This window comes from Bacillus sp. JK106 (genome assembly GCF_053663355.1).
In genome coordinates this window covers 778,033-797,336 of record NZ_JBSJQC010000003.1, presented here as the reverse complement: position 1 = coordinate 797,336, position 19,304 = coordinate 778,033, and the positions used below count along the sequence as shown (strand labels likewise).

Annotated in this window: 16 protein-coding genes and 2 pseudogenes; 17 read left to right on the top strand and 1 reads right to left on the bottom strand. The window is 44.3% G+C overall.

Annotated elements, in window-relative coordinates; translation table 11 throughout:
- Positions 1 to 23: 23 nt before the first annotated feature.
- Complete coding sequence (gene pyk / locus ACWJJS_RS14435) at positions 24 to 1,781, top strand: pyruvate kinase (protein ID WP_017418349.1); 1,758 nt, start codon at positions 24 to 26, stop codon at positions 1,779 to 1,781.
- 111 nt (positions 1,782 to 1,892) lie between these two features.
- Positions 1,893 to 2,276, top strand: coding sequence for an FxsA family protein (locus ACWJJS_RS14430; protein WP_012118168.1), 384 nt, complete (start codon positions 1,893 to 1,895; stop codon positions 2,274 to 2,276).
- A gap of 31 nt (positions 2,277 to 2,307) precedes the next feature.
- On the opposite strand, the gene ytvI is transcribed toward ACWJJS_RS14430, so the two are convergent.
- The gene (ytvI, locus tag ACWJJS_RS14425) at positions 2,308 to 3,423 is read right to left on the bottom strand and encodes a sporulation integral membrane protein YtvI (protein WP_102421670.1); all 1,116 of its coding nucleotides are present in this window, start codon (positions 3,421 to 3,423) and stop codon (positions 2,308 to 2,310) included.
- Between the two features lie 97 nt (positions 3,424 to 3,520).
- Between ytvI and ACWJJS_RS14420 the strand changes: the two genes are divergently transcribed.
- The 15 genes and pseudogenes from ACWJJS_RS14420 to ytaF all read left to right on the top strand — a co-directional run bounded on the left by ACWJJS_RS14420 (position 3,521) and on the right by ytaF (position 19,297).
- Positions 3,521 to 3,985 (top strand): DUF441 domain-containing protein, encoded by a 465-nt coding sequence (locus tag ACWJJS_RS14420; RefSeq protein WP_094247667.1) that lies wholly within the window; start codon positions 3,521 to 3,523, stop codon positions 3,983 to 3,985.
- A gap of 124 nt (positions 3,986 to 4,109) precedes the next feature.
- Positions 4,110 to 4,246 (top strand): annotated as a pseudogene (locus ACWJJS_RS14415) (peptidoglycan-binding domain-containing protein); the annotation flags it as partial.
- A gap of 162 nt (positions 4,247 to 4,408) precedes the next feature.
- Positions 4,409 to 4,819 carry a YjdF family protein gene (locus tag ACWJJS_RS14410; RefSeq protein WP_102421669.1) on the top strand — a complete coding sequence of 137 codons (411 nt, stop codon included), beginning with the start codon at positions 4,409 to 4,411 and terminating at the stop codon, positions 4,817 to 4,819.
- 204 nt (positions 4,820 to 5,023) lie between these two features.
- Positions 5,024 to 5,137 (top strand): annotated as a pseudogene (locus ACWJJS_RS14405) (peptidoglycan-binding domain-containing protein); the annotation flags it as partial.
- Positions 5,138 to 5,265: 128 nt separating this feature from the next.
- The gene (locus ACWJJS_RS14400) at positions 5,266 to 5,703 is read left to right on the top strand and encodes a hypothetical protein (protein ID WP_003152452.1); all 438 of its coding nucleotides are present in this window, start codon (positions 5,266 to 5,268) and stop codon (positions 5,701 to 5,703) included.
- Between the two features lie 282 nt (positions 5,704 to 5,985).
- Positions 5,986 to 7,119: a Rap family tetratricopeptide repeat protein gene (locus ACWJJS_RS14395; protein ID WP_025853231.1), complete on the top strand. Its 1,134-nt coding sequence runs from the start codon at positions 5,986 to 5,988 to the stop codon at positions 7,117 to 7,119.
- 312 nt (positions 7,120 to 7,431) lie between these two features.
- Positions 7,432 to 7,770, top strand: a complete 339-nt coding sequence (locus tag ACWJJS_RS14390; protein WP_154066729.1) for a hypothetical protein — start codon at positions 7,432 to 7,434, stop codon at positions 7,768 to 7,770.
- An 815-nt stretch (positions 7,771 to 8,585) separates the two neighbouring features.
- Positions 8,586 to 9,704, top strand: a complete 1,119-nt coding sequence (citZ, locus tag ACWJJS_RS14385; RefSeq protein WP_003152453.1) for a citrate synthase — start codon at positions 8,586 to 8,588, stop codon at positions 9,702 to 9,704.
- Positions 9,705 to 9,864: 160 nt separating this feature from the next.
- Positions 9,865 to 11,136 carry an NADP-dependent isocitrate dehydrogenase gene (icd, locus tag ACWJJS_RS14380; protein WP_003152454.1) on the top strand — a complete coding sequence of 424 codons (1,272 nt, stop codon included), beginning with the start codon at positions 9,865 to 9,867 and terminating at the stop codon, positions 11,134 to 11,136.
- A gap of 45 nt (positions 11,137 to 11,181) precedes the next feature.
- A complete protein-coding gene (gene mdh, locus ACWJJS_RS14375; RefSeq protein ID WP_003152455.1) occupies positions 11,182 to 12,120 on the top strand; it encodes a malate dehydrogenase in 939 nt (312 codons plus the stop codon).
- 215 nt (positions 12,121 to 12,335) lie between these two features.
- Entirely contained in the window at positions 12,336 to 13,055 is a 720-nt protein-coding gene (locus tag ACWJJS_RS14370; RefSeq protein ID WP_003152457.1) for a response regulator transcription factor, read from the top strand.
- The gene (gene pnpS / locus ACWJJS_RS14365; RefSeq protein WP_101562335.1) at positions 13,048 to 14,787 is read left to right on the top strand and encodes a two-component system histidine kinase PnpS; all 1,740 of its coding nucleotides are present in this window, start codon (positions 13,048 to 13,050) and stop codon (positions 14,785 to 14,787) included. Before ACWJJS_RS14370 ends, pnpS begins: the two co-directional genes overlap by 8 nt.
- A gap of 246 nt (positions 14,788 to 15,033) precedes the next feature.
- The gene (polA, locus tag ACWJJS_RS14360; protein ID WP_071391515.1) at positions 15,034 to 17,673 is read left to right on the top strand and encodes a DNA polymerase I; all 2,640 of its coding nucleotides are present in this window, start codon (positions 15,034 to 15,036) and stop codon (positions 17,671 to 17,673) included.
- A gap of 24 nt (positions 17,674 to 17,697) precedes the next feature.
- Positions 17,698 to 18,528, top strand: coding sequence for a DNA-formamidopyrimidine glycosylase (gene mutM, locus ACWJJS_RS14355; protein WP_003152460.1), 831 nt, complete (start codon positions 17,698 to 17,700; stop codon positions 18,526 to 18,528).
- Positions 18,529 to 18,664: 136 nt separating this feature from the next.
- On the top strand, positions 18,665 to 19,297 hold the full coding sequence (gene ytaF / locus ACWJJS_RS14350) for a sporulation membrane protein YtaF (RefSeq protein WP_003152461.1): 633 nt from the start codon (positions 18,665 to 18,667) through the stop codon (positions 19,295 to 19,297).
- Positions 19,298 to 19,304: the final 7 nt, after the last annotated feature.

The window sequence follows — 19,304 nt, the reverse complement described above, 5'->3', positions numbered from 1 at the left end:
GATTTCAGAAGGAAGTGAACGAGTTGAAAAAAACAAAAATCGTTTGTACAATCGGTCCGGCCAGTGAAAGTGTAGAAATGCTGACAAAATTGATGGAAGCGGGTATGAACGTTGCTCGTCTGAATTTTTCACACGGTGATTTCGAAGAGCACGGCGCAAGAATCAAAAACATCAGAGAAGCCAGCAAAAAGCTCGGCAAAAACGTGGGGATTCTCCTCGATACGAAAGGTCCGGAAATCCGCACGCACGATATGGAAAACGGCGCGCTTGAGCTTCAGGCGGGAAATGAAATTATCGTTTCTACGAAACAGGTGCTGGGAACGCTTGAAAAATTCTCAGTTTCTTATGAAGGCCTGGCAGACGACGTGTCAGCAGGGTCTATCATCCTGCTGGATGACGGTTTAATCGGATTGGAAGTGCTGGAATCAAATCCGGAAAAACACGAAATCAAAACAAAAATCTTAAACAGCGGCACGCTGAAAAATAAAAAAGGCGTAAACGTTCCCGGCGTCAGCGTCAACCTTCCCGGAATTACTGAAAAAGACGCCAAAGACATCGTATTCGGTATCGAGCAAGGCGTTGATTTCATCGCTGCGTCATTTGTACGCCGTTCTACGGATGTCCTGGAAATCCGCGAACTGCTTGAAGAGCATAACGCGTCTGACATTCAAATCATTCCTAAGATCGAGAACCAGGAAGGCGTGGACAACCTGGATGCGATCCTGGAAGTATCTGACGGCCTAATGGTAGCGCGCGGAGACCTCGGCGTAGAGATTCCGGCCGAAGAAGTGCCGCTCGTGCAAAAAGAAATGATCAAAAAATGCAACGCGCTCGGCAAACCGGTTATTACAGCGACACAAATGCTTGACAGCATGCAGCGCAACCCTCGTCCGACACGCGCTGAAGCAAGTGACGTTGCCAACGCCATTTTCGACGGCACAGATGCGATCATGCTTTCCGGTGAGACGGCTGCGGGACAATATCCTGTTGAGGCGGTTCAAACAATGTTTAACATCGCCACACGCACGGAAGAATCTCTGAACTACAAAGAAATTCTGTCTAAACGCAGAGATCAGGTCGGCATGACGATTACCGATGCGATCGGCCAATCAGTTGCGCACACGGCGATCAATCTGAGTGCGGCAGCTATCGTGACGCCTACAGAAAGCGGCCATACGGCGCGTATGATCGCGAAATACCGTCCGCAGGCTCCGATTGTAGCCGTTACGGTTAATGAGTCTGTATCACGCAAACTCGGCCTTGTATTCGGTGTATTCCCGTCAAGCGGCCAAAACGCGAATTCTACAGATGAAATGCTTGAAGACGCGGTTCAAAAATCACTTGACAGCGGCATCGTGAAACGCGGTGATCTGATTGTCATTACAGCAGGTTCTGTCGGTGAATCAGGCACGACGAATCTGATGAAAGTCCACACTGTCGGCAGCATTATCGCGAAAGGGCAAGGCATCGGACGCAAATCTGCATTCGGTCCGGTCGTTGTTGCAAAAAATGCGAAGGAAGCTGAACAAAAAATGACAGACGGCGCAGTATTGGTTGCTTCAAGCACTGACCGCGACATGATCGCTTCACTTGAAAAAGCATCAGCGCTCATCACTGAAGAAGGCGGTCTGACAAGCCATGCAGCCGTTGTCGGTTTAAGCTTGGGCATTCCGGTTATCGTCGGCCTTGAGAACGCAACTTCAGTTTTAACAGAAGGACAGGTTATCACAGTTGACGCTGCCCGCGGCGCTGTGTATGAAGGCCGCGCAAGCGTTCTTTAAACAGCTTTAAAAAAGAGAGGGGGGGTTCTCCCTTCTCTTTTGTCTTTAGGCTGATTTTCCTATTCCCATGCGGGCGGTGACGCGCTTTTAGAAGGGCAGGAGGGCAGAAAAATGAGAGTGTTATTCTTACTGTTTATCGTATGTCCGGCAATTGAAATCGGTTTGTTTCTGCTGGCGGGAAAATGGCTCGGTATTTTTCCGACCTTCCTTCTCATCATTTTGACAGGCGTGTTAGGCGCTTTGGTGGCAAAAAGACAGGGAACCGATGTGTATCATCGGGTGATGCGCGACCTGCAGCACGGCAAAATGCCGGGGGAAGCGCTTCTTGACGGGATATGCGTCTTTTTCGGAGGCCTGCTTTTGATGCTTCCGGGTTTTCTGTCCGATATTGCAGGGGCCTGTCTTCTGATTCCGTTCACTCGGAACCGCATGAAGCCGCTTTTGTTCAAATGGCTGAGAGGAATGTCAAAAAACAAGCGGATCATTATCAAATAAAAACGGCAGCCTTCTTACAGGGCTGCTGTTTTTATTTGGATTGAACAGTAATATAGGCCCATATTTCTTTTAAAGCGCCCGTTGTGATAAAGGCCTGAATGAAAACGAGCAGCGCGGGCCCCGCAGCCAGTCCTAAAATTCCGAACAATTTAAAGCCGGCAAACAGGGCGATTAAGGTCGCAAGCGGATCAAGTCCGATTGACTTGCTTAAAATTTTCGGCTCCGTCAGCTGGCGCTGAATGAGAACCACAATATATAAAACACCGAGACCGATCGCTTGAGGAAGCTGACCGGCAATGGCCGAATACATAATCCAGGGAACAAAGACCGACCCGGCGCCGAGATACGGGAGCAGATCAACCAGGCCGATAAAAAAGGCGATGGTTGCCGCATGCTCAATCCCTAGAAGAAAAAGTCCGATAAAGACAATGATCATCGTGAAAAGTATGAGCACGGCCTGCGCCTTAATGAAACCTGCCATCGCTTTTTTCAGCTCTCCCGATACGGCCTTGGCGTTTGCCGAAACCCGTTCCGGAAAAATGGAATAAAGCAGCGCCTTCAGCTTATGCCAGTCCTTTGTCATAAAAAAAGTCGCCAGCATTGCGAAAATGAAGACGGCAGCTGTATTGGGAAGGAAGGCAATCCATTTCGGCACCAGCTCCAAAAGATGTGAAAGCATGAGCCCTGCATTTTTAGCGGCTGTATCACCGAGGGTCTGAATATGCGTCACGATGGAAGCCTGCTGATTGGTTTCCAGCCCGTTAAATAAGACGGTCAGCTCGTGATACAATGGCTGAATGCGGGAAGTGAACAGCTCTTCGCAATACGTCATAAAGGCGCTGATATGGGGAGGGAGCGTTTTGGCCAGATAGGCGGTTCCCGAAATGATTTCCGCAACGAGAAATGTCGCCGCGCCGAGAAGAATAAGCAAAAAGAAGACCAGGACAATGACTGTATTGACTGACCGGGGCAGCCCCGTCAGTTTGTCCAGCCAGTCAACAACGGGAATGATCGCTGATGACAGAATAAGGGCGATCAGAAACGGATAAGTTAACGGAAATGAGGCGTAACCGGCCGCTAAAGCGCCGCCGGCCGCAGCGAGTACAAACAGCGTGCGGAAAAAAACAGTTGCATAGTGCGGATTCACATCGATCCTCCTCTCGGTCGGCACGTCCTATTACATTAGTTTATTCGTCAAAAAAAAGGATATGATTACAGATATGATGAAAGAGGGTGCTTTCAGGATGTTTACACAGGCGAATTTATTTTTACTATTATTGCTGGCCATCGCATTGGTAGCCAAAAATCAGTCATTGCTTTTTGCCGTCGGCTTTCTCATTGTGATAAAAGCTGTCGGTCTTGATCAGAAACTATATCCGGTTATTCAGTCAAAAGGCATCAACTGGGGGGTCACCGTCATTACAATCGCCGTTTTAGTGCCGATTGCCACAGGTGATATCGGTTTTAAACAGCTCGGAGAAGCGATGAAATCATATTATGCGTGGATCGCTCTCGGTGCCGGGATCGCGGTTGCCTTAATCGCCAAAAACGGTCTCACCTTATTGGAAAACGACCCTCATATTACAACGGCGCTGGTCATCGGCACGATACTTGCCGTCGCGCTTTTCGGAGGCGTCGCCGTCGGCCCGTTAATCGGCGCCGGAATCGCCTACTTGGCCATGCAAATCGTTAAAATATTCACTTCATAAAGTAAAAAAGCGGCGTAAAGCTGCTTTTTTTTGCGGGTGAAAATAAGAGTTTGCAGCGCATTTTGTAGTTCAGACAAATGCCATTTGCATTATTCCGAGGAATGAAGTGGCTTACCATGTAACAAAGAACTTCGGAATCGACGGCGCATATTGTGCGATGACAGCGGATGCAGTAAGGCGGTTCCAATTGATGAATGGATTAAAAGCTGATGGAATTTATGCACTTGAACCAAATCAAAACTTGAAGTGTTGTTAAAATAAGCGGAGACCCTTTCCTTCAATTTGAAAGTTTGTTAAATTTATAATGAGAATGAAAAAACACAATTCGGTTGGTAGTCCGGATGCATGATTTAAAATGTCAGTAACCTTCCCCTCCTCGGGATGTCCATCATTCTTCAGTAAATTTAGGAGGAGGGAATCGTTATGAAATTAACGGTTTACTACGATGGTCAGTTTTGGGTAGGAGTCATTGAAGTTGTGAATGATGGGAAATTAAGAGCAGTTCGTCATTTGTTTGGACAAGAGCCCAAGGATTCAGAAATCATGCATTTTGTTCATAATCAACTTTTACAGACTCTCTCCCGCACTGAACAAGCAGGGGTTTGTGTTAAAGCAAAATCTAAGAAGTTAAACCCAAAAAGATTACAACGGCAAGCTTCTAAAGAGATGAAAAATATCGGGATATCAACTAAGGCGCAAAAAGCGATAAAACAGGAGCTTGAAGCAAGAAAAGAAAAGAAAAAACAACTGAACAGAAAACAAAGAGAAAAAATAAAGGAACAAAAATATTTAATCAGAAAACAAAAAGCAAAAGAAAAGCATAGGGGCAAATAATTGGAGAACCCGATGAAGCCCTTCGATTGAAAAGTTGAGCGGCATCCGTTTTTTCTTCGGACTGATTTAGAAAAAAGAAGCAGAAATCGAGCCCTTCTCGAGATGAGGAGGGTTTTTCTGCATTTATTTAACTTCACTTACATCAGTAAATGAGTCAGTTTCAATTGATGAACGGTTTGATGAGGATATTTACGCGCCGACAACAGCGCAAATGCAGTCAAACGATTCCAGTCCATGTACGGCATGACTGCTGACGGCATTTATGGACCAAAGAAAAAGATGAAAATCAGCGTTAAAGAAACAAGAAAAATTAGATAAAGAACGAAAAAAATTTCTAAATATAGTTGGATTGATATATTATTGAATCCTGCATATGTGATAACAATAGCAGCTTTAAATAGGTGTAACAGTAGGTTTGGGTTTTAATATTTGAGTAGGGGGAAATAATGCTATCACTTAACAGAGTTTTAAAATTACGTGATTTAGAAGTTTTTCGTGTGCTGAAAGATGGTAACATTTTATCTTACGTAATAATTGAAGATACTCGAAAGCCATTTACAGAAGAAGACAAAAAAATAGCACCATTGTGTTATATGGATGAAGAAGATATTAATGCGATTTTAAATGTTTTTAAGATTTCAATTGTTAATGATGAAAAATTAAATGAAGATGATTCAATTTTTATAAGATCTTACTTTTCCGAATTTGTTAATCATACAAATTTAACGAATTTTATTATTAAAGAATATGTTCAAAAGAATTTATATGATTATGATGATGAAGATGACATCATTTTCTTTAATAGAATTTTACGTAGTATAGGATCAGATTATGTTATCAAAGAATTTGACGATATAAATTGGATTTATTTATCTCAAGATTGATTTCTTATTTAGATTTTGGAGTACAGAAGATAATTTCTGTACTCCTTTTTAAGGCAAAAAATAGACTTCTAGTTTCTCTTTATAGCATAAATATACTTGACGAAAATCGTAAGTTTAGCATCCGCAAGGGTGTATATAAGTGTTTTATTCATGGATGTTCTATTTCCAAAATCGCTATCACTTTTTGTTATTTTCGGTTAATTAGGAAAATTGCGGTATTTTTTCGTTTACAGAAAATAAGAAATTAGTGGAAAATAAATCAAAAGAGGAGGAGGGGAATGCATGGACCAAGTATTACCGTCTTCACATGTAGGCGTTAAAATTAACGAGTGGTACAAGATGATTCGTCAATTTAGTGTGCCAGACGCGGAAATTTTAAAAGCCGAAGTGGAAAACGAAATAAAAGAAATGGAAGAAGACGAGTATTTACTTATTTATTACTCGCTCATGACTTTTCGTCATCAACTTATGCTGGATTATCTAAACCCAGAAATAAAGTATAGGTCTGATAGGCCAACCACCACAGAACTACTTGAGAAGATTGAGAAACCACAAAAAACACTTACCGGCCTCTTAAAATATTACTCGCATTTTTTTCGCGGAATGTACGAATTTGATCAGAAGCAATATGTAGAAGCAATTAATTTTTATCGTAAAGCAGAGATGGAAATTCATCATGTCTCTGATGAAATAGAACAAGCTGAGTTTCATTTTAAGTTGGCAGAGGCTTATTATAATATGAAACAAACGCACGTATCCATGCATCATATTCTAAAAGCGTTAGAAATTTATGATCGAAATCCGCTTTATACCGTCCGAAAAATTCAAAGTTTATTTGTAATTGTGGGTAATTATCTTGATTTTAAACATTACGAAAAAGGATTACAGCATCTTAAGGAAGCCTTGAAGCTTTCGCAAGAATTTGGTCATAAAAGGTTGATTTCCTCTGCTCTTTATAATTTGGGTGAAAGTTATCACTACATGGGACAAGAAGAAAAGGCCGAAGCGTATTTGAGACAAGCAATTGAGATTGGTGAAGAAATGAAATTGAGAACTCTGCCCCATTCATATTATTCACTTTCCATAGTATTATTTAAACAAAAGAAAACAGCCGCGGCAGGCCAAGCTTTAAAAGAAGGTTTAAAAACAGCAGTAAAATATGACGACAATTTGTTTTGCTTATTAACAGAGTTTTTATACGTTTTATTTGCTGAACCCATTAACAAAGAAAGCCTTGAGGAAATTTTAAGTAAGCTTGAAAATATTCATATGTATTCGTATGTCGAAGAGTTGACACTTTTAACAGCAAATTTTTTCAAAGAAATGAAGGACTTTGAAATGGCTACAATTTTTTATGATAAGATGGTGGAGTCTCAACTTCAAATACAGCGGGGGGATTGTTTGTATGAATATTAAAAAAGCAATTTGTTTCTCTGTCTCTGCTTTCGCTATTACGTTCGGTATAATTGCTTTTGTAGGAAACACGACTCATCTTCATCATAATGCAGCCAAAACTGATAACGAGGTAATACAACTAGCTGCGCGACTGCAAACATGATTTCAAAACTAAAAAAGATGTGGCCTTTTAAAAGGTTGCATCTTTTTTTATTGTCAAGTATTTTTGTTTTTTCTCTTATTAAAAAAACATTAATTTTCATAATAATATAGGTGGGGATAAACAAACAAATGACTAGCAGCAGAAAACCTAAGGAACTAACATAATAAACGATGACACCACAAATTATTGCGTTTATTATTGTCAAAATCAATTCCCTCATTTTCCACCCCCCTATTTCAAATCATAGCTTAAATAACTCAAAAAAAGGCAGCGTTTTCAAAAACAAACTTAAATGTGTATTTGAAAGGAGAAAGACCTGTGGGTTTTTAAGAACCAACAAGTCTTTGGTGATCGGTATTATTTCCTGGTCACTGGTGTTTAGTGGGGTTACTTTGGCTTTTGCCACAGAAAAGGAAGAGGGTAATAGAGGAAATATTGTTACCTCCGATTTAGACCCTAATGTGAGTATTGAAAATTTGATGGTTTATCATACTGCTGGATTAAATTAATATGCCTCAAGCAATGTCTTGAAAAATGCAGCTTATGTTCAGGCGAAATGGGACGGGCAATTGAAACCAGATTATACGATACCGGCTTATGCAGTTGCTTCGGTGGCATCAGGTGGTATAGGTATGTACCATATTACAAGATATTTGACTGCAACTTTTAATTTAGGCGGGGGCTTAGGCTGTTGCATTTACAAGTATGGTAACAGGTTAAGTTGCTTCAAAGGGTGATATTCGTTTGAAGTCCGCAGAAACATACAAAAGAATCGTTATATACACAAAAGCGAAATACGAAGTAACAACAAAGATATTTATAAGAAAATTTGAACCAACTAAAACCAAAACATGGATTTCCGAAGCTGATCCGAACATTGATTCAGTCGAGTAAACAAAATCCCCCCTTCTCCGGTAAAGAAGGGGGGGATTTGCGGTGAAGTTGTCGCGCCTGTCCTTTTAATGTTTCCCCAAAGCTCCCCCAAATGAAGACATAAAATACATGGTTTTACAAAGCATCTGAAAGCAAGCGATTAAATTTATCAACGCCAAGCCTTGATATATAGGGCTTTTAAAACATTTTTAGTTAAAAGTCTACAAATTAATCAGATTATTGTTTATAATAAGAATAGGCTTAAACTTAAATAAGCTTATAAGAATTTGTTATGTTCCTCTATAAGCATACCGGTTATGTAACCGCAACCAGTGAAATGTAAGCATTTTCTTAAAGGGGAAAGGGATTGTTTGCATGACTCATTTTAAGTAAGCCGTATGTTTTATATACTCTTTAAAGGGGAATTTTGATTGAAAAGGAGAGGTTGAATATGACAGCAACACGCGGTCTTGAAGGGGTTGTAGCAACAACATCATCTGTAAGCTCTATTATCGACGATACCCTTACATATGTAGGGTACGATATTGACGACTTGACAGAGAATGCAAGTTTTGAAGAAATCATTTATTTGCTGTGGCATCTGCGCCTGCCGAATAAAACGGAACTTGCTGAACTGAAAAAACAGCTTGCGAAAGAAGCTGCCGTTCCACAAGAAATCATTGAGCACTTCAAATCCTATCCCCTCAATAACGTACATCCAATGGCTGCGCTCCGGACGGCGATTTCATTACTCGGTCTGACTGACAGTGAAGCCGATGTCATGAATCCGGAAGCGAACTACAGAAAAGCCATCCGTCTGCAGGCGAAAGTGCCGGGCATTGTCGCCGCTTTCTCAAGAATCCGCAAAGGACTTGATCCTGTTGAACCGAAGGAAGAGTACGGAATCGCGGAGAACTTCCTTTACACCTTAAACGGTGAAGAGCCTTCTCCGATCGAAGTGGAAGCGTTTAACAAAGCGCTCATTCTTCATGCGGATCATGAGCTGAACGCATCAACATTTACGGCGAGAGTATGTGTCGCCACCTTATCTGATATTTACTCAGGCATCACTGCCGCCATCGGCGCTTTAAAAGGACCGCTTCACGGCGGAGCCAATGAAGCCGTCATGAAAATGCTGACAGAAATCGGCGAAGTGGAAAACGCCGAGCCTTATATCCGCAGCAAAATGGAGAAAAAGGAAAAAGTAATGGGCTTCGGACACCGTGTGTATAAGCATGGAGACCCGCGCGCCAAACACTTAAAAGAAATGAGCAAACGCCTGACGAATCTGACGGGTGAAAGCAAATGGTACGAGATGTCAATCCGTGTCGAAGAAATCGTGACGTCGGAGAAAAAACTTCCGCCTAACGTTGATTTCTATTCCGCATCTGTATACCACAGTCTCGGCATTGATCACGATCTGTTCACGCCGATCTTTGCGGTCAGCAGAATGTCAGGATGGATCGCCCATATTCTTGAACAGTACGATAACAACCGCCTCATCCGCCCGCGCGCTGATTACACGGGCCCGGATAAGCAGACTTTTGTTCCGATTGATGAAAGAGCCTGATCAAACGGGAGGCTGGTGATTTTCATGTCGTTAGCCTCTTGTTAATCAAGCCCGGATTGGTTTACAATTTTGATAGAATCTTGAGAAAAGTCATTTTATTTTTTATACAAGAAAAATAAAATGTTTTCTAAATATGAATTACATACTGGGAGGTAATATTGTGTCACAAGGTGAAAAAATTACAGTCTCTAATGGAGTATTAAACGTACCAAATAATCCGATTATCCCGTTTATTGAAGGCGACGGCACAGGCCCTGATATTTGGAACGCCGCTTCTAAAGTATTGGAAGCCGCTGTTGAAAAAGCATATAAAGGCGAGAAAAAAATCACGTGGAAAGAAGTTTATGCCGGTGAAAAGGCTTATAATAAAACAGGTGAGTGGCTTCCTGCCGAAACGCTGGAAGACATCAGAGAGTACTTCATCGCCATCAAAGGTCCTCTGACGACACCGGTCGGCGGCGGTATCCGTTCACTGAACGTGGCGCTGAGACAGGAGCTTGATTTGTTTACGTGCCTGCGCCCTGTCAGATATTTCACGGGAGTGCCTTCTCCGGTCAAACGTCCTGAAGATACGGATATGGTCATTTTCCGCGAGAATACGGAAGATATTTACGCCGGAATTGAGTATGCGAAAGGTTCTGAAGAAGTTGAAAAGCTGATCAGCTTCCTGCAAAATGAAATGGGCGTTAACAAAATCCGTTTCCCTGAAACGTCAGGAATCGGCATCAAGCCTGTTTCTGAAGAAGGCACAAGCCGCTTAGTCAGAGCTGCCATTGAGTATGCGATCGAAAACGGCCGTAAGTCTGTCACGCTTGTCCACAAAGGAAACATCATGAAGTTCACTGAAGGGGCATTTAAAAACTGGGGCTACGAGCTTGCCGAAAGAGAATACGGAGATAAAGTATTCACTTGGGCTGAATATGACCGCATTGTCGAAAAAGACGGAAAAGAAGCGGCTGATAAAGCGCAGAGCGAAGCGGAAGCGGCAGGGAAAATCATCGTCAAAGACAGCATCGCTGATATTTTCCTTCAGCAGATCTTAACCCGTCCGAGCGAATTCGACGTCGTGGCGACAATGAACTTAAACGGAGACTATATCTCTGATGCGCTTGCCGCTCAGGTAGGCGGAATCGGGATCGCGCCTGGAGCGAACATCAACTATGAAACAGGGCATGCGATTTTCGAAGCGACTCACGGAACGGCTCCTAAATATGCCGGCCTTGACAAAGTCAACCCGTCATCCGTCATCCTTTCAGGAGTGCTTCTTCTTGAACACCTGAACTGGAATGAGGCTGCTGACTTGATCATTAAATCTATGGAAAAAACGATTGCTTCAAAAGTAGTAACGTACGATTTTGCTAGATTAATGGACGGTGCAACTGAAGTGAAATGTTCAGAGTTCGGTGAAGAGCTCATCAAAAACATGGACTGAACCTAAAGCAGACTTCTAATGAAGCCAAAAAAGGAGAAGAGAATCATGGGAAAAACACGCAGTAAAGTTTCTGTTATCGGAGCAGGATTTACGGGAGCGACAACAGCCTTTCTTACAGCTCAAAAAGAGCTTGCGGACGTTGTGCTCGTTGATATTCCGCAATTAGAAAACCCGACAAAAGGAAAAGCGCTAGACATGCTCGAAGCAAGTCCGGTTCAAGGATTTGACGCGAAAATCACAGGCACGTCCAACTACGAGGACACAGCCGGTTCTGATATCGTCGTCATCACAGCCGGAATTGCGAGAAAACCAGGCATGAGCCGTGATGATCTCGTATCTACAAACGAAAAAATCATGAGAAGCGTCACACGTGAGATCGTGAAATATTCTCCTGACTGCATTATCGTTGTATTGACAAACCCTGTTGATGCGATGACATATGCGGTGTACAAAGAATCAGGCTTCCCGAAAGAACGCGTCATCGGACAATCCGGAGTGCTTGACACTGCGCGATTCAGAACATTCGTTGCTGAAGAATTAAACCTGTCTGTAAAAGATGTGACCGGTTTTGTTCTTGGCGGACACGGTGACGACATGGTTCCTCTCGTCCGTTATTCCTATGCGGGCGGCATTCCGCTTGAAACGCTTATCCCGAAAGACCGTCTTGATGCGATTGTAGAACGCACAAGAAAAGGCGGCGGGGAAATCGTCAACCTTCTCGGAAACGGAAGCGCCTACTACGCGCCTGCTGCATCATTGACTGAAATGGTAGAAGCCATTTTGAAAGATCAGCGCCGCGTGCTTCCGACCATCGCTTACTTAGAAGGCGAATACGGTCATGAAGGCATTTACTTAGGCGTACCGACGATTATCGGAGGAAACGGCCTAGAGCAAATCATCGAGCTTGAACTGACAGACTATGAAAAAGCGCAGCTGAGTAAATCAGTTGAATCTGTCAAAAACGTGATGAAAGTATTGTCATAAGAAAAAAGGGAAGGCTTCCGAATCAGAAGCCTTCCTCTTTTTACAATTAATGAAAGCGTTTTCTTTTTCCCTGAGCGATCCTTTCTCTGAAAATGATCAAAAAGGCGAATTGTCTGAACGGGCAGTATTGGATAAAATGAAATCATAAAGTGATATGCAGCACATAAAATAGAGAAAATTGGATGTCGGGGAAAATAGACAGCGGAGGGCGCAGCATGAACAAAAAAATTTTAGTTGTAGATGATGAACAATCTATCGTTACTCTTTTACAGTATAATCTGGAACGGTCCGGCTATGATGTCATAACCGCATCAGACGGCGAAGAGGCTCTGGAGCTGGCAGAGAATGAAAATCCGGATTTAATCGTACTGGATGTCATGCTGCCGAAAGTGGACGGAATCGATGTCTGTAAACAGCTCAGACAGCAGAAAATGATGGTTCCGATCTTGATGCTGACAGCAAAAGATGAGGAATTTGATAAGGTGCTGGGACTGGAGCTCGGAGCGGATGATTACATGACAAAGCCGTTCAGTCCGCGGGAAGTCACTGCGCGGGTGAAAGCCATTTTAAGAAGGGCTGACATTTCTTCGCTGTCACAAGGCAGAGAAGAGGAAAAGGACGGGCAGATCCTCATCGGCGAGCTGAAAATTCTTCCTGAGCATTACGAAGCGTATTTTAAGTCAGAACAGCTGGAATTGACGCCTAAAGAATTTGAACTGCTTCTGTATTTGGGAAAACACAAGGGAAGAGTGCTGACGAGAGATCTTCTGCTGAGCGCGGTCTGGAACTATGATTTTGCCGGGGATACCCGGATTGTTGACGTTCATATCAGCCATCTGCGCGACAAAATCGAATCAAATACCAAAAAACCCATCTATATTAAAACAATCAGAGGTTTGGGGTATAAACTGGAGGAGCCAAAAATGAATGAATAAAGTCCGTGTGCGTCTGTTCGCTTTACTCGTTGTATGTATCATATTGGTTTTCAGTGTTCTCGGCCTTTTTTTACAGCAGCTTATTTCTTCATCCGCTGAAGAAAGAACGGCGGATCAGCTGAAAAAGGAATCGGTATACATAGCGGGCCTTCTTGACACCGGCCGAATCGGCAATAAAAGCAATGAAACGGTAATCCGTGACGCCGGCCGCACCCTCGGTATAAACGTCTCCGTGCTCAACGAGAAGGGTGACGCCGTATATCATTCCGGCAGTCGTGCTGATGATTCAGCCGTAAAGGAGTTCATTTCTCACAATAAAAGCGAGGAAGCCGTACAGTCGAAAAGCAAAGTCATCCGCGGCACTGCTGTAAAAAATGACGCAGGGAAAATTGCGGGGTATGTACTCGTTTCCTCGGAGATCAACGGCGGTTCAAGCGTTACCGGAGAAATGTGGGGCATGCTGGCAGCAAGTCTTTGTACCGCTTTTATCATTATCGTTTTCTTTTATACAAACATGACGTCGCGTTACAAAAAATCAATCGACGCCGCGACAAAGGTGGCGACGGAGCTGTCCAAAGGGAATTACGACGCCCGCTCCTACAGCGGCTACGCAAGGCGGTCGGACCGTCTCGGGCGTGCGATGAACAGCCTGGCGGTCGATTTAATGGAAATGACAAGAACGCAGGATATGCAGCGCGATCGTCTGTTAACCGTCATTGAAAATATCGGATCCGGTTTGATTTTAATAGACGGGAGAGGTTTTATCAATCTCGTGAACCGGTCATACACGAAGCAGTTTCATACAAAGCCTGAACGTCTGCTTCGGCGCCTTTACCACGATGCGTTTGAACATGAGGAGATCATTCGGCTTGTCGAAGACATTTTTATGACGGAGACGAAAAAATGCCAGCTGCTCAGACTTCCCATCAACATTGAGCGGCGCTACTTTGAAGTTGACGGCGTTCCGATCATGGGCCCTGACGATGAATGGAAGGGCATCGTCCTCGTTTTTCACGATATGACGGAAATTAAAAAATTGGAGCAGATGAGAAAGGACTTCGTCGCCAATGTCTCCCATGAACTGAAAACACCGATCACCTCAATTAAAGGATTTACGGAAACACTGTTAGACGGAGCGATGAAAGACGAAAAGGCGCTTTCAGACTTTCTGTCTATCATTCTGAAAGAAAGTGAGCGGCTCCAATCTCTCGTGCAGGATTTATTGGATTTATCCAAGATGGAGCAGCAAAACTTTACGATGCGCGTAGAGTCCTTTGATGCTGCAAAAATTCTGCATGAAATTGAGGCGCTTTTGCAGCATAAGGCTGAGGAAAAAGGCATCAGCTTTCAGCTCGATCTCCCGGAAGAGCCGATTTTTGTGACGGGTGATGCGCACAGGCTGAAGCAGGTATTTTTGAATCTGGCGAACAATGCCCTGACCTACACGCCTGAAAAAGGGACGGTGGGGATTTCAGTACATGTGAAAGAAACCGTCGTCGATATCAAAGTGTCCGATACGGGAATCGGCATTCAGAAGGAAGAGATCCCGCGGATATTTGAGAGATTCTATCGCGTGGATAAAGACAGAAGCCGCAACTCGGGAGGAACCGGCCTCGGCCTCGCCATTGTGAAGCACTTAATAGAAGCCCATGAAGGTAAAATCGAGGTCACAAGCGAGCCTGGACAGGGAACTGTGTTCACTGTGACGCTGAAGCGGCCGCCGGCAGCGTGATCAGCTTTACAAAGGATTAACAATTTCTTCATGACCTGTTAAACCTATCTTGTTAGGATATAACAGAACCCCTTCATCCAAGGAGCCAATTTTGACGGCGGGAACGCGTTTTCTTGTTCCCGTCCTTTTTTGCGTTTTCACGGGGTCCGCTCATTTTCCTTTCAAATTGAACTTTGTTAAAATAAGAGAAGCTGTGAGATTAAAAAACAGAGGAATGACGAGCTTTTGCTCTTAGGAGGATATTGAATGACGGAACGAAAAAAATTAGTGCTTGTCGACGGAAACAGTCTGGCGTACCGGGCGTTTTTTGCATTGCCGCTTTTAAGCAATGAAAAAGGCATTCATACAAATGCCGTATACGGGTTTGCGATGATTTTAATGAAAATGCTGGAAGATGAAAAACCGACCCATATGCTGGTGGCTTTTGATGCGGGAAAAACCACTTTCCGCCACAGCACGTTTAAAGAATATAAAGGCGGAAGACAAAAAACGCCGCCGGAGCTTTCAGAACAGATGCCGTTCATCCGCGAGCTCCTTGATGCCTACAACATCAGCCGCTACGAGCTTCCTGAATATGAAGCGGACGATATTATCGGCACGCTTGCCGTATCTGCTGAAAAAGACGGCTTCGAAGTGAAGGTCGTTTCGGGGGACAAGGACTTAACCCAGCTTGCAACCGGGAAAACGACCGTTGCCATTACGAGAAAAGGCATTACCGACGTAGAAGATTACACGCCGGAGCACGTGCAGGAAAAGTACGGTCTGACCCCTTTGCAGATCATTGATATGAAGGGATTAATGGGGGATTCATCCGATAACATACCGGGCGTCCCCGGCGTCGGAGAAAAAACCGCGATTAAGCTCTTAAAGCAGTTCCATTCGGTTGAGAAACTGCTTGATTCCATTGATGAAGTCAGCGGAAAAAAATTAAAAGAAAAGCTTGAAGAATATAAGGAACAAGCCCTGATGAGCAAAGAGCTGGCGACGATTATGACAAATGCGCCGATTGAAGTCAAGCCCGAAGATTTAGATTACCAAGGGTTTGACCGTGAACAAGTTGTTGCCATTTTTAAAGACCTCGGTTTTAATACGCTTCTTGAGCGGCTCGGAGAAGAAAGCGGGGAAACGGCGGAAGAAAATTTTGAAGACATCAATGTCGAAACGGCAGAAGAAATCACCGAAGATATGCTCGTTTCGCCGTCCGCTTTGGTCGTCGAACAAATCGGTGATAACTATCACGAAGAACCGATCCTCGGCTTTGCCATCGTGAATGAAACAGGTCTTTATTATATTCCGAAAGAAATCGCCATTCAGTCTGAAGCTTTTAAATCTTGGGCTGAAGATGAATCAATGAAAAAATGGGTGTTCGACAGCAAACGTTCCGTCGTCGCTTTGCGCTGGCAGGGAATTGAGCTGAAGGGAACGGAATTTGACGCGCTTCTTGCTGCCTATATTATAAACCCGGGCAATTCGTACGACGATGTCGCGAGCGTAGCGAAAGAATACGGGCTGAATATCGTTTCAAAAGATGAAGCGGTATACGGAAAAGGCGCAAAACGCGCCGTTCCGGCTGAAAAAGAGCTTGCCGATCATCTCGCGCGGAAAGCGTCTGCCGTTAACAGCCTCCGTGACAAACTGCTTGACGCTTTGGAAGAAAATAATCAGCTTGAACTTTATCAAGATCTTGAACTCCCGCTTGCGCTAATTCTCGGAGAAATGGAATCAATGGGCGTCAAAGTGGATGTTGAAAGACTGAAGCGAATGGGAGAAGAGCTCAAGGCAAAACTGAAAGAATATGAAGAAAAAATCCATGACATCGCCGGTGAGCCGTTTAACATCAATTCACCAAAACAGCTCGGCGTCATTCTGTTTGAAAAACTCGGCCTGCCGCCAGTAAAGAAAACAAAAACAGGCTATTCCACTTCAGCTGATGTGCTTGAGAAGCTCGCCGACAAACATGATATCGTCGCGTACATTCTGCAATACAGACAAATCGGCAAACTCCAATCGACTTATATTGAAGGGCTGCTGAAAGTCACGCGCAAGGATTCTCATAAGGTGCATACACGATTCAATCAGGCATTGACGCAAACCGGACGCCTGAGCTCAACGGATCCGAACCTGCAAAATATTCCGATCCGGCTGGAGGAAGGGCGGAAAATCCGTCAGGCTTTCGTACCGTCCGAACCGGACTGGCTTATTTTCGCCGCTGATTATTCACAAATTGAATTAAGGGTGCTTGCGCATATTTCAAAAGATGAAAATCTGATCGAAGCATTTACGAATGACATGGACATTCACACAAAAACCGCCATGGACGTGTTTCATGTCAGTGAAGATGAAGTGACACAAGCGATGCGCCGCCAGGCAAAGGCCGTCAATTTCGGGATCGTTTACGGTATCAGTGATTACGGGCTGTCGCAAAACCTCGGCATCACCCGGAAAGAAGCGGGCGCTTTTATTGACCGCTATTTGGAGAGCTTCCCGGGTGTCAAGGCATATATGGAAGAATCGGTGCAGGAAGCGAAACAAAAAGGATATGTGACGACACTTATGCAGCGCCGCCGCTATATCCCTGAGCTGACCAGCCGCAACTTCAACCTGCGGAGCTTTGCGGAACGGACGGCCATGAATACGCCGATTCAGGGAAGCGCCGCTGATATTATTAAAAAAGCCATGATTGACATGGCAGCTGAGCTGAAAGAGAAAAACCTGAAGGCGCGACTGCTGCTTCAGGTGCACGATGAATTGATTTTTGAAGCGCCTAAGGAAGAAATTGAAATATTAGAAAAGCTGGTTCCTGAAGTGATGGAGCATGCTTTGGCATTAGACGTGCCGCTGAAGGCTGATTATGCTTCAGGGCCGTCCTGGTACGATGCAAAATAAACAGAAAAAAAGGAAGTGATGATTGTGCCGGAATTACCAGAAGTTGAAACGGTCCGGCGCACTCTGACCGGTCTTGTGAAGGGGAAAACGATTGAATCGGCGGATATCAGATGGCCGAATATCATCAAAAAACCCGCCGAGCCGGAGGAATTCGCGCGGCAGATTGCAGGAGAAACGATCCGATCCATCGGAAGAAGGGGAAAGTTTTTGCTTTTCCATCTGGATCATTATGTCATGGTGTCCCACCTGCGGATGGAGGGGAAATACGGTCTTCATCAGGCCGATGAGCCTGACGATAAACATGTGCACGTCGTGTTTCACATGACGGACGGAACACAGCTCCGCTACCGGGATGTCCGGAAATTCGGCACGATGCATTTATTTGCGCCGGGAGAGGAACGGATTGCATTGCCGCTTTCACAGCTCGGGCCCGAACCAGATGATGAAGCATTTACCGCCGATTATTTAAAAGAGCGGCTTGCAAAAACGAACCGCGCGGTGAAAACCGCCCTGCTCGATCAAAAAGCGGTCGTCGGCCTCGGCAACATTTATGTCGATGAAGCTTTATTCCGGGCGCGTATTCATCCTGAGACAAAAGCGAACAGCCTGTCTGACGGGCAGATAAAAACGCTTCATACAGAAATTAAAGACACCCTTCAGGAAGCGATTGACGCGGGCGGGAGCACCGTCCGGTCTTATATCAATTCTCAAGGGGAAATCGGAATGTTTCAGCTCAAACATTACGTATACGGCAAAAAGGATGAACCGTGCAAAACGTGCGGCACGATGATTTCTAAAATCGTGGTCGGCGGAAGGGGAACGCATTTTTGCGCCCGCTGCCAAAAAAAATCATAAACTGAAGCTGTTCAAGCAGGCGGCAGCAGAATGACTTTTTTCTAACACAGTTGATGACCTTTCTCCATATATATATTGTGATTCACCCAATAGGCATATGTCACAATTGCCGATCAAGAGAAAGGGAGAAACGGATATGGAGATTGTTTCTTTGCTGCTTTTGGCTTTTGCTGTCAGCTTGGACAGTTTTTCAGTCGGGTTTACGTACGGTTTGAGAAAAATGAAAATCCCGTTCAAAGCGATTGCCGTGATCGCCTGCTGTTCAGCCTCTGTGATGTTTATATCCATGCTGATCGGCCATTTTCTGACAAAGATTTTTCCTGTATCCGTCACGGAGAAACTGGGCGGGCTGATCTTAATCGGAATCGGGGCATGGGTCATCTGGCAATTTTTTAAACCGGCTAAAGAGCCGGATTACTTATTGCATGAAAAAACGCTGCTTAATCTTGAAGTGAAATCGCTCGGCATCGTCATTCATATTTTGAAAAAACCGACCAGCGCCGATATTGATCAATCCGGAACCATTAACGGAGTCGAGGCGCTTCTGCTCGGTATCGCCTTATCCATTGACGCGTTTGGCGCCGGACTGGGAGCGGCCATTCTCGGCTTTTCTCCGGTTATGATGAGCGTGACTGTCGGGCTGATGAGCTCGCTGTTTGTTTCACTCGGCATAAACGCGGGGCATTTGCTCTCAAGATGGAATTGGATAGATAAAATGACATTTTTGCCGGGAGTCCTGCTGATTATCATCGGGATTTGGAAAATGTAAGAAGGAG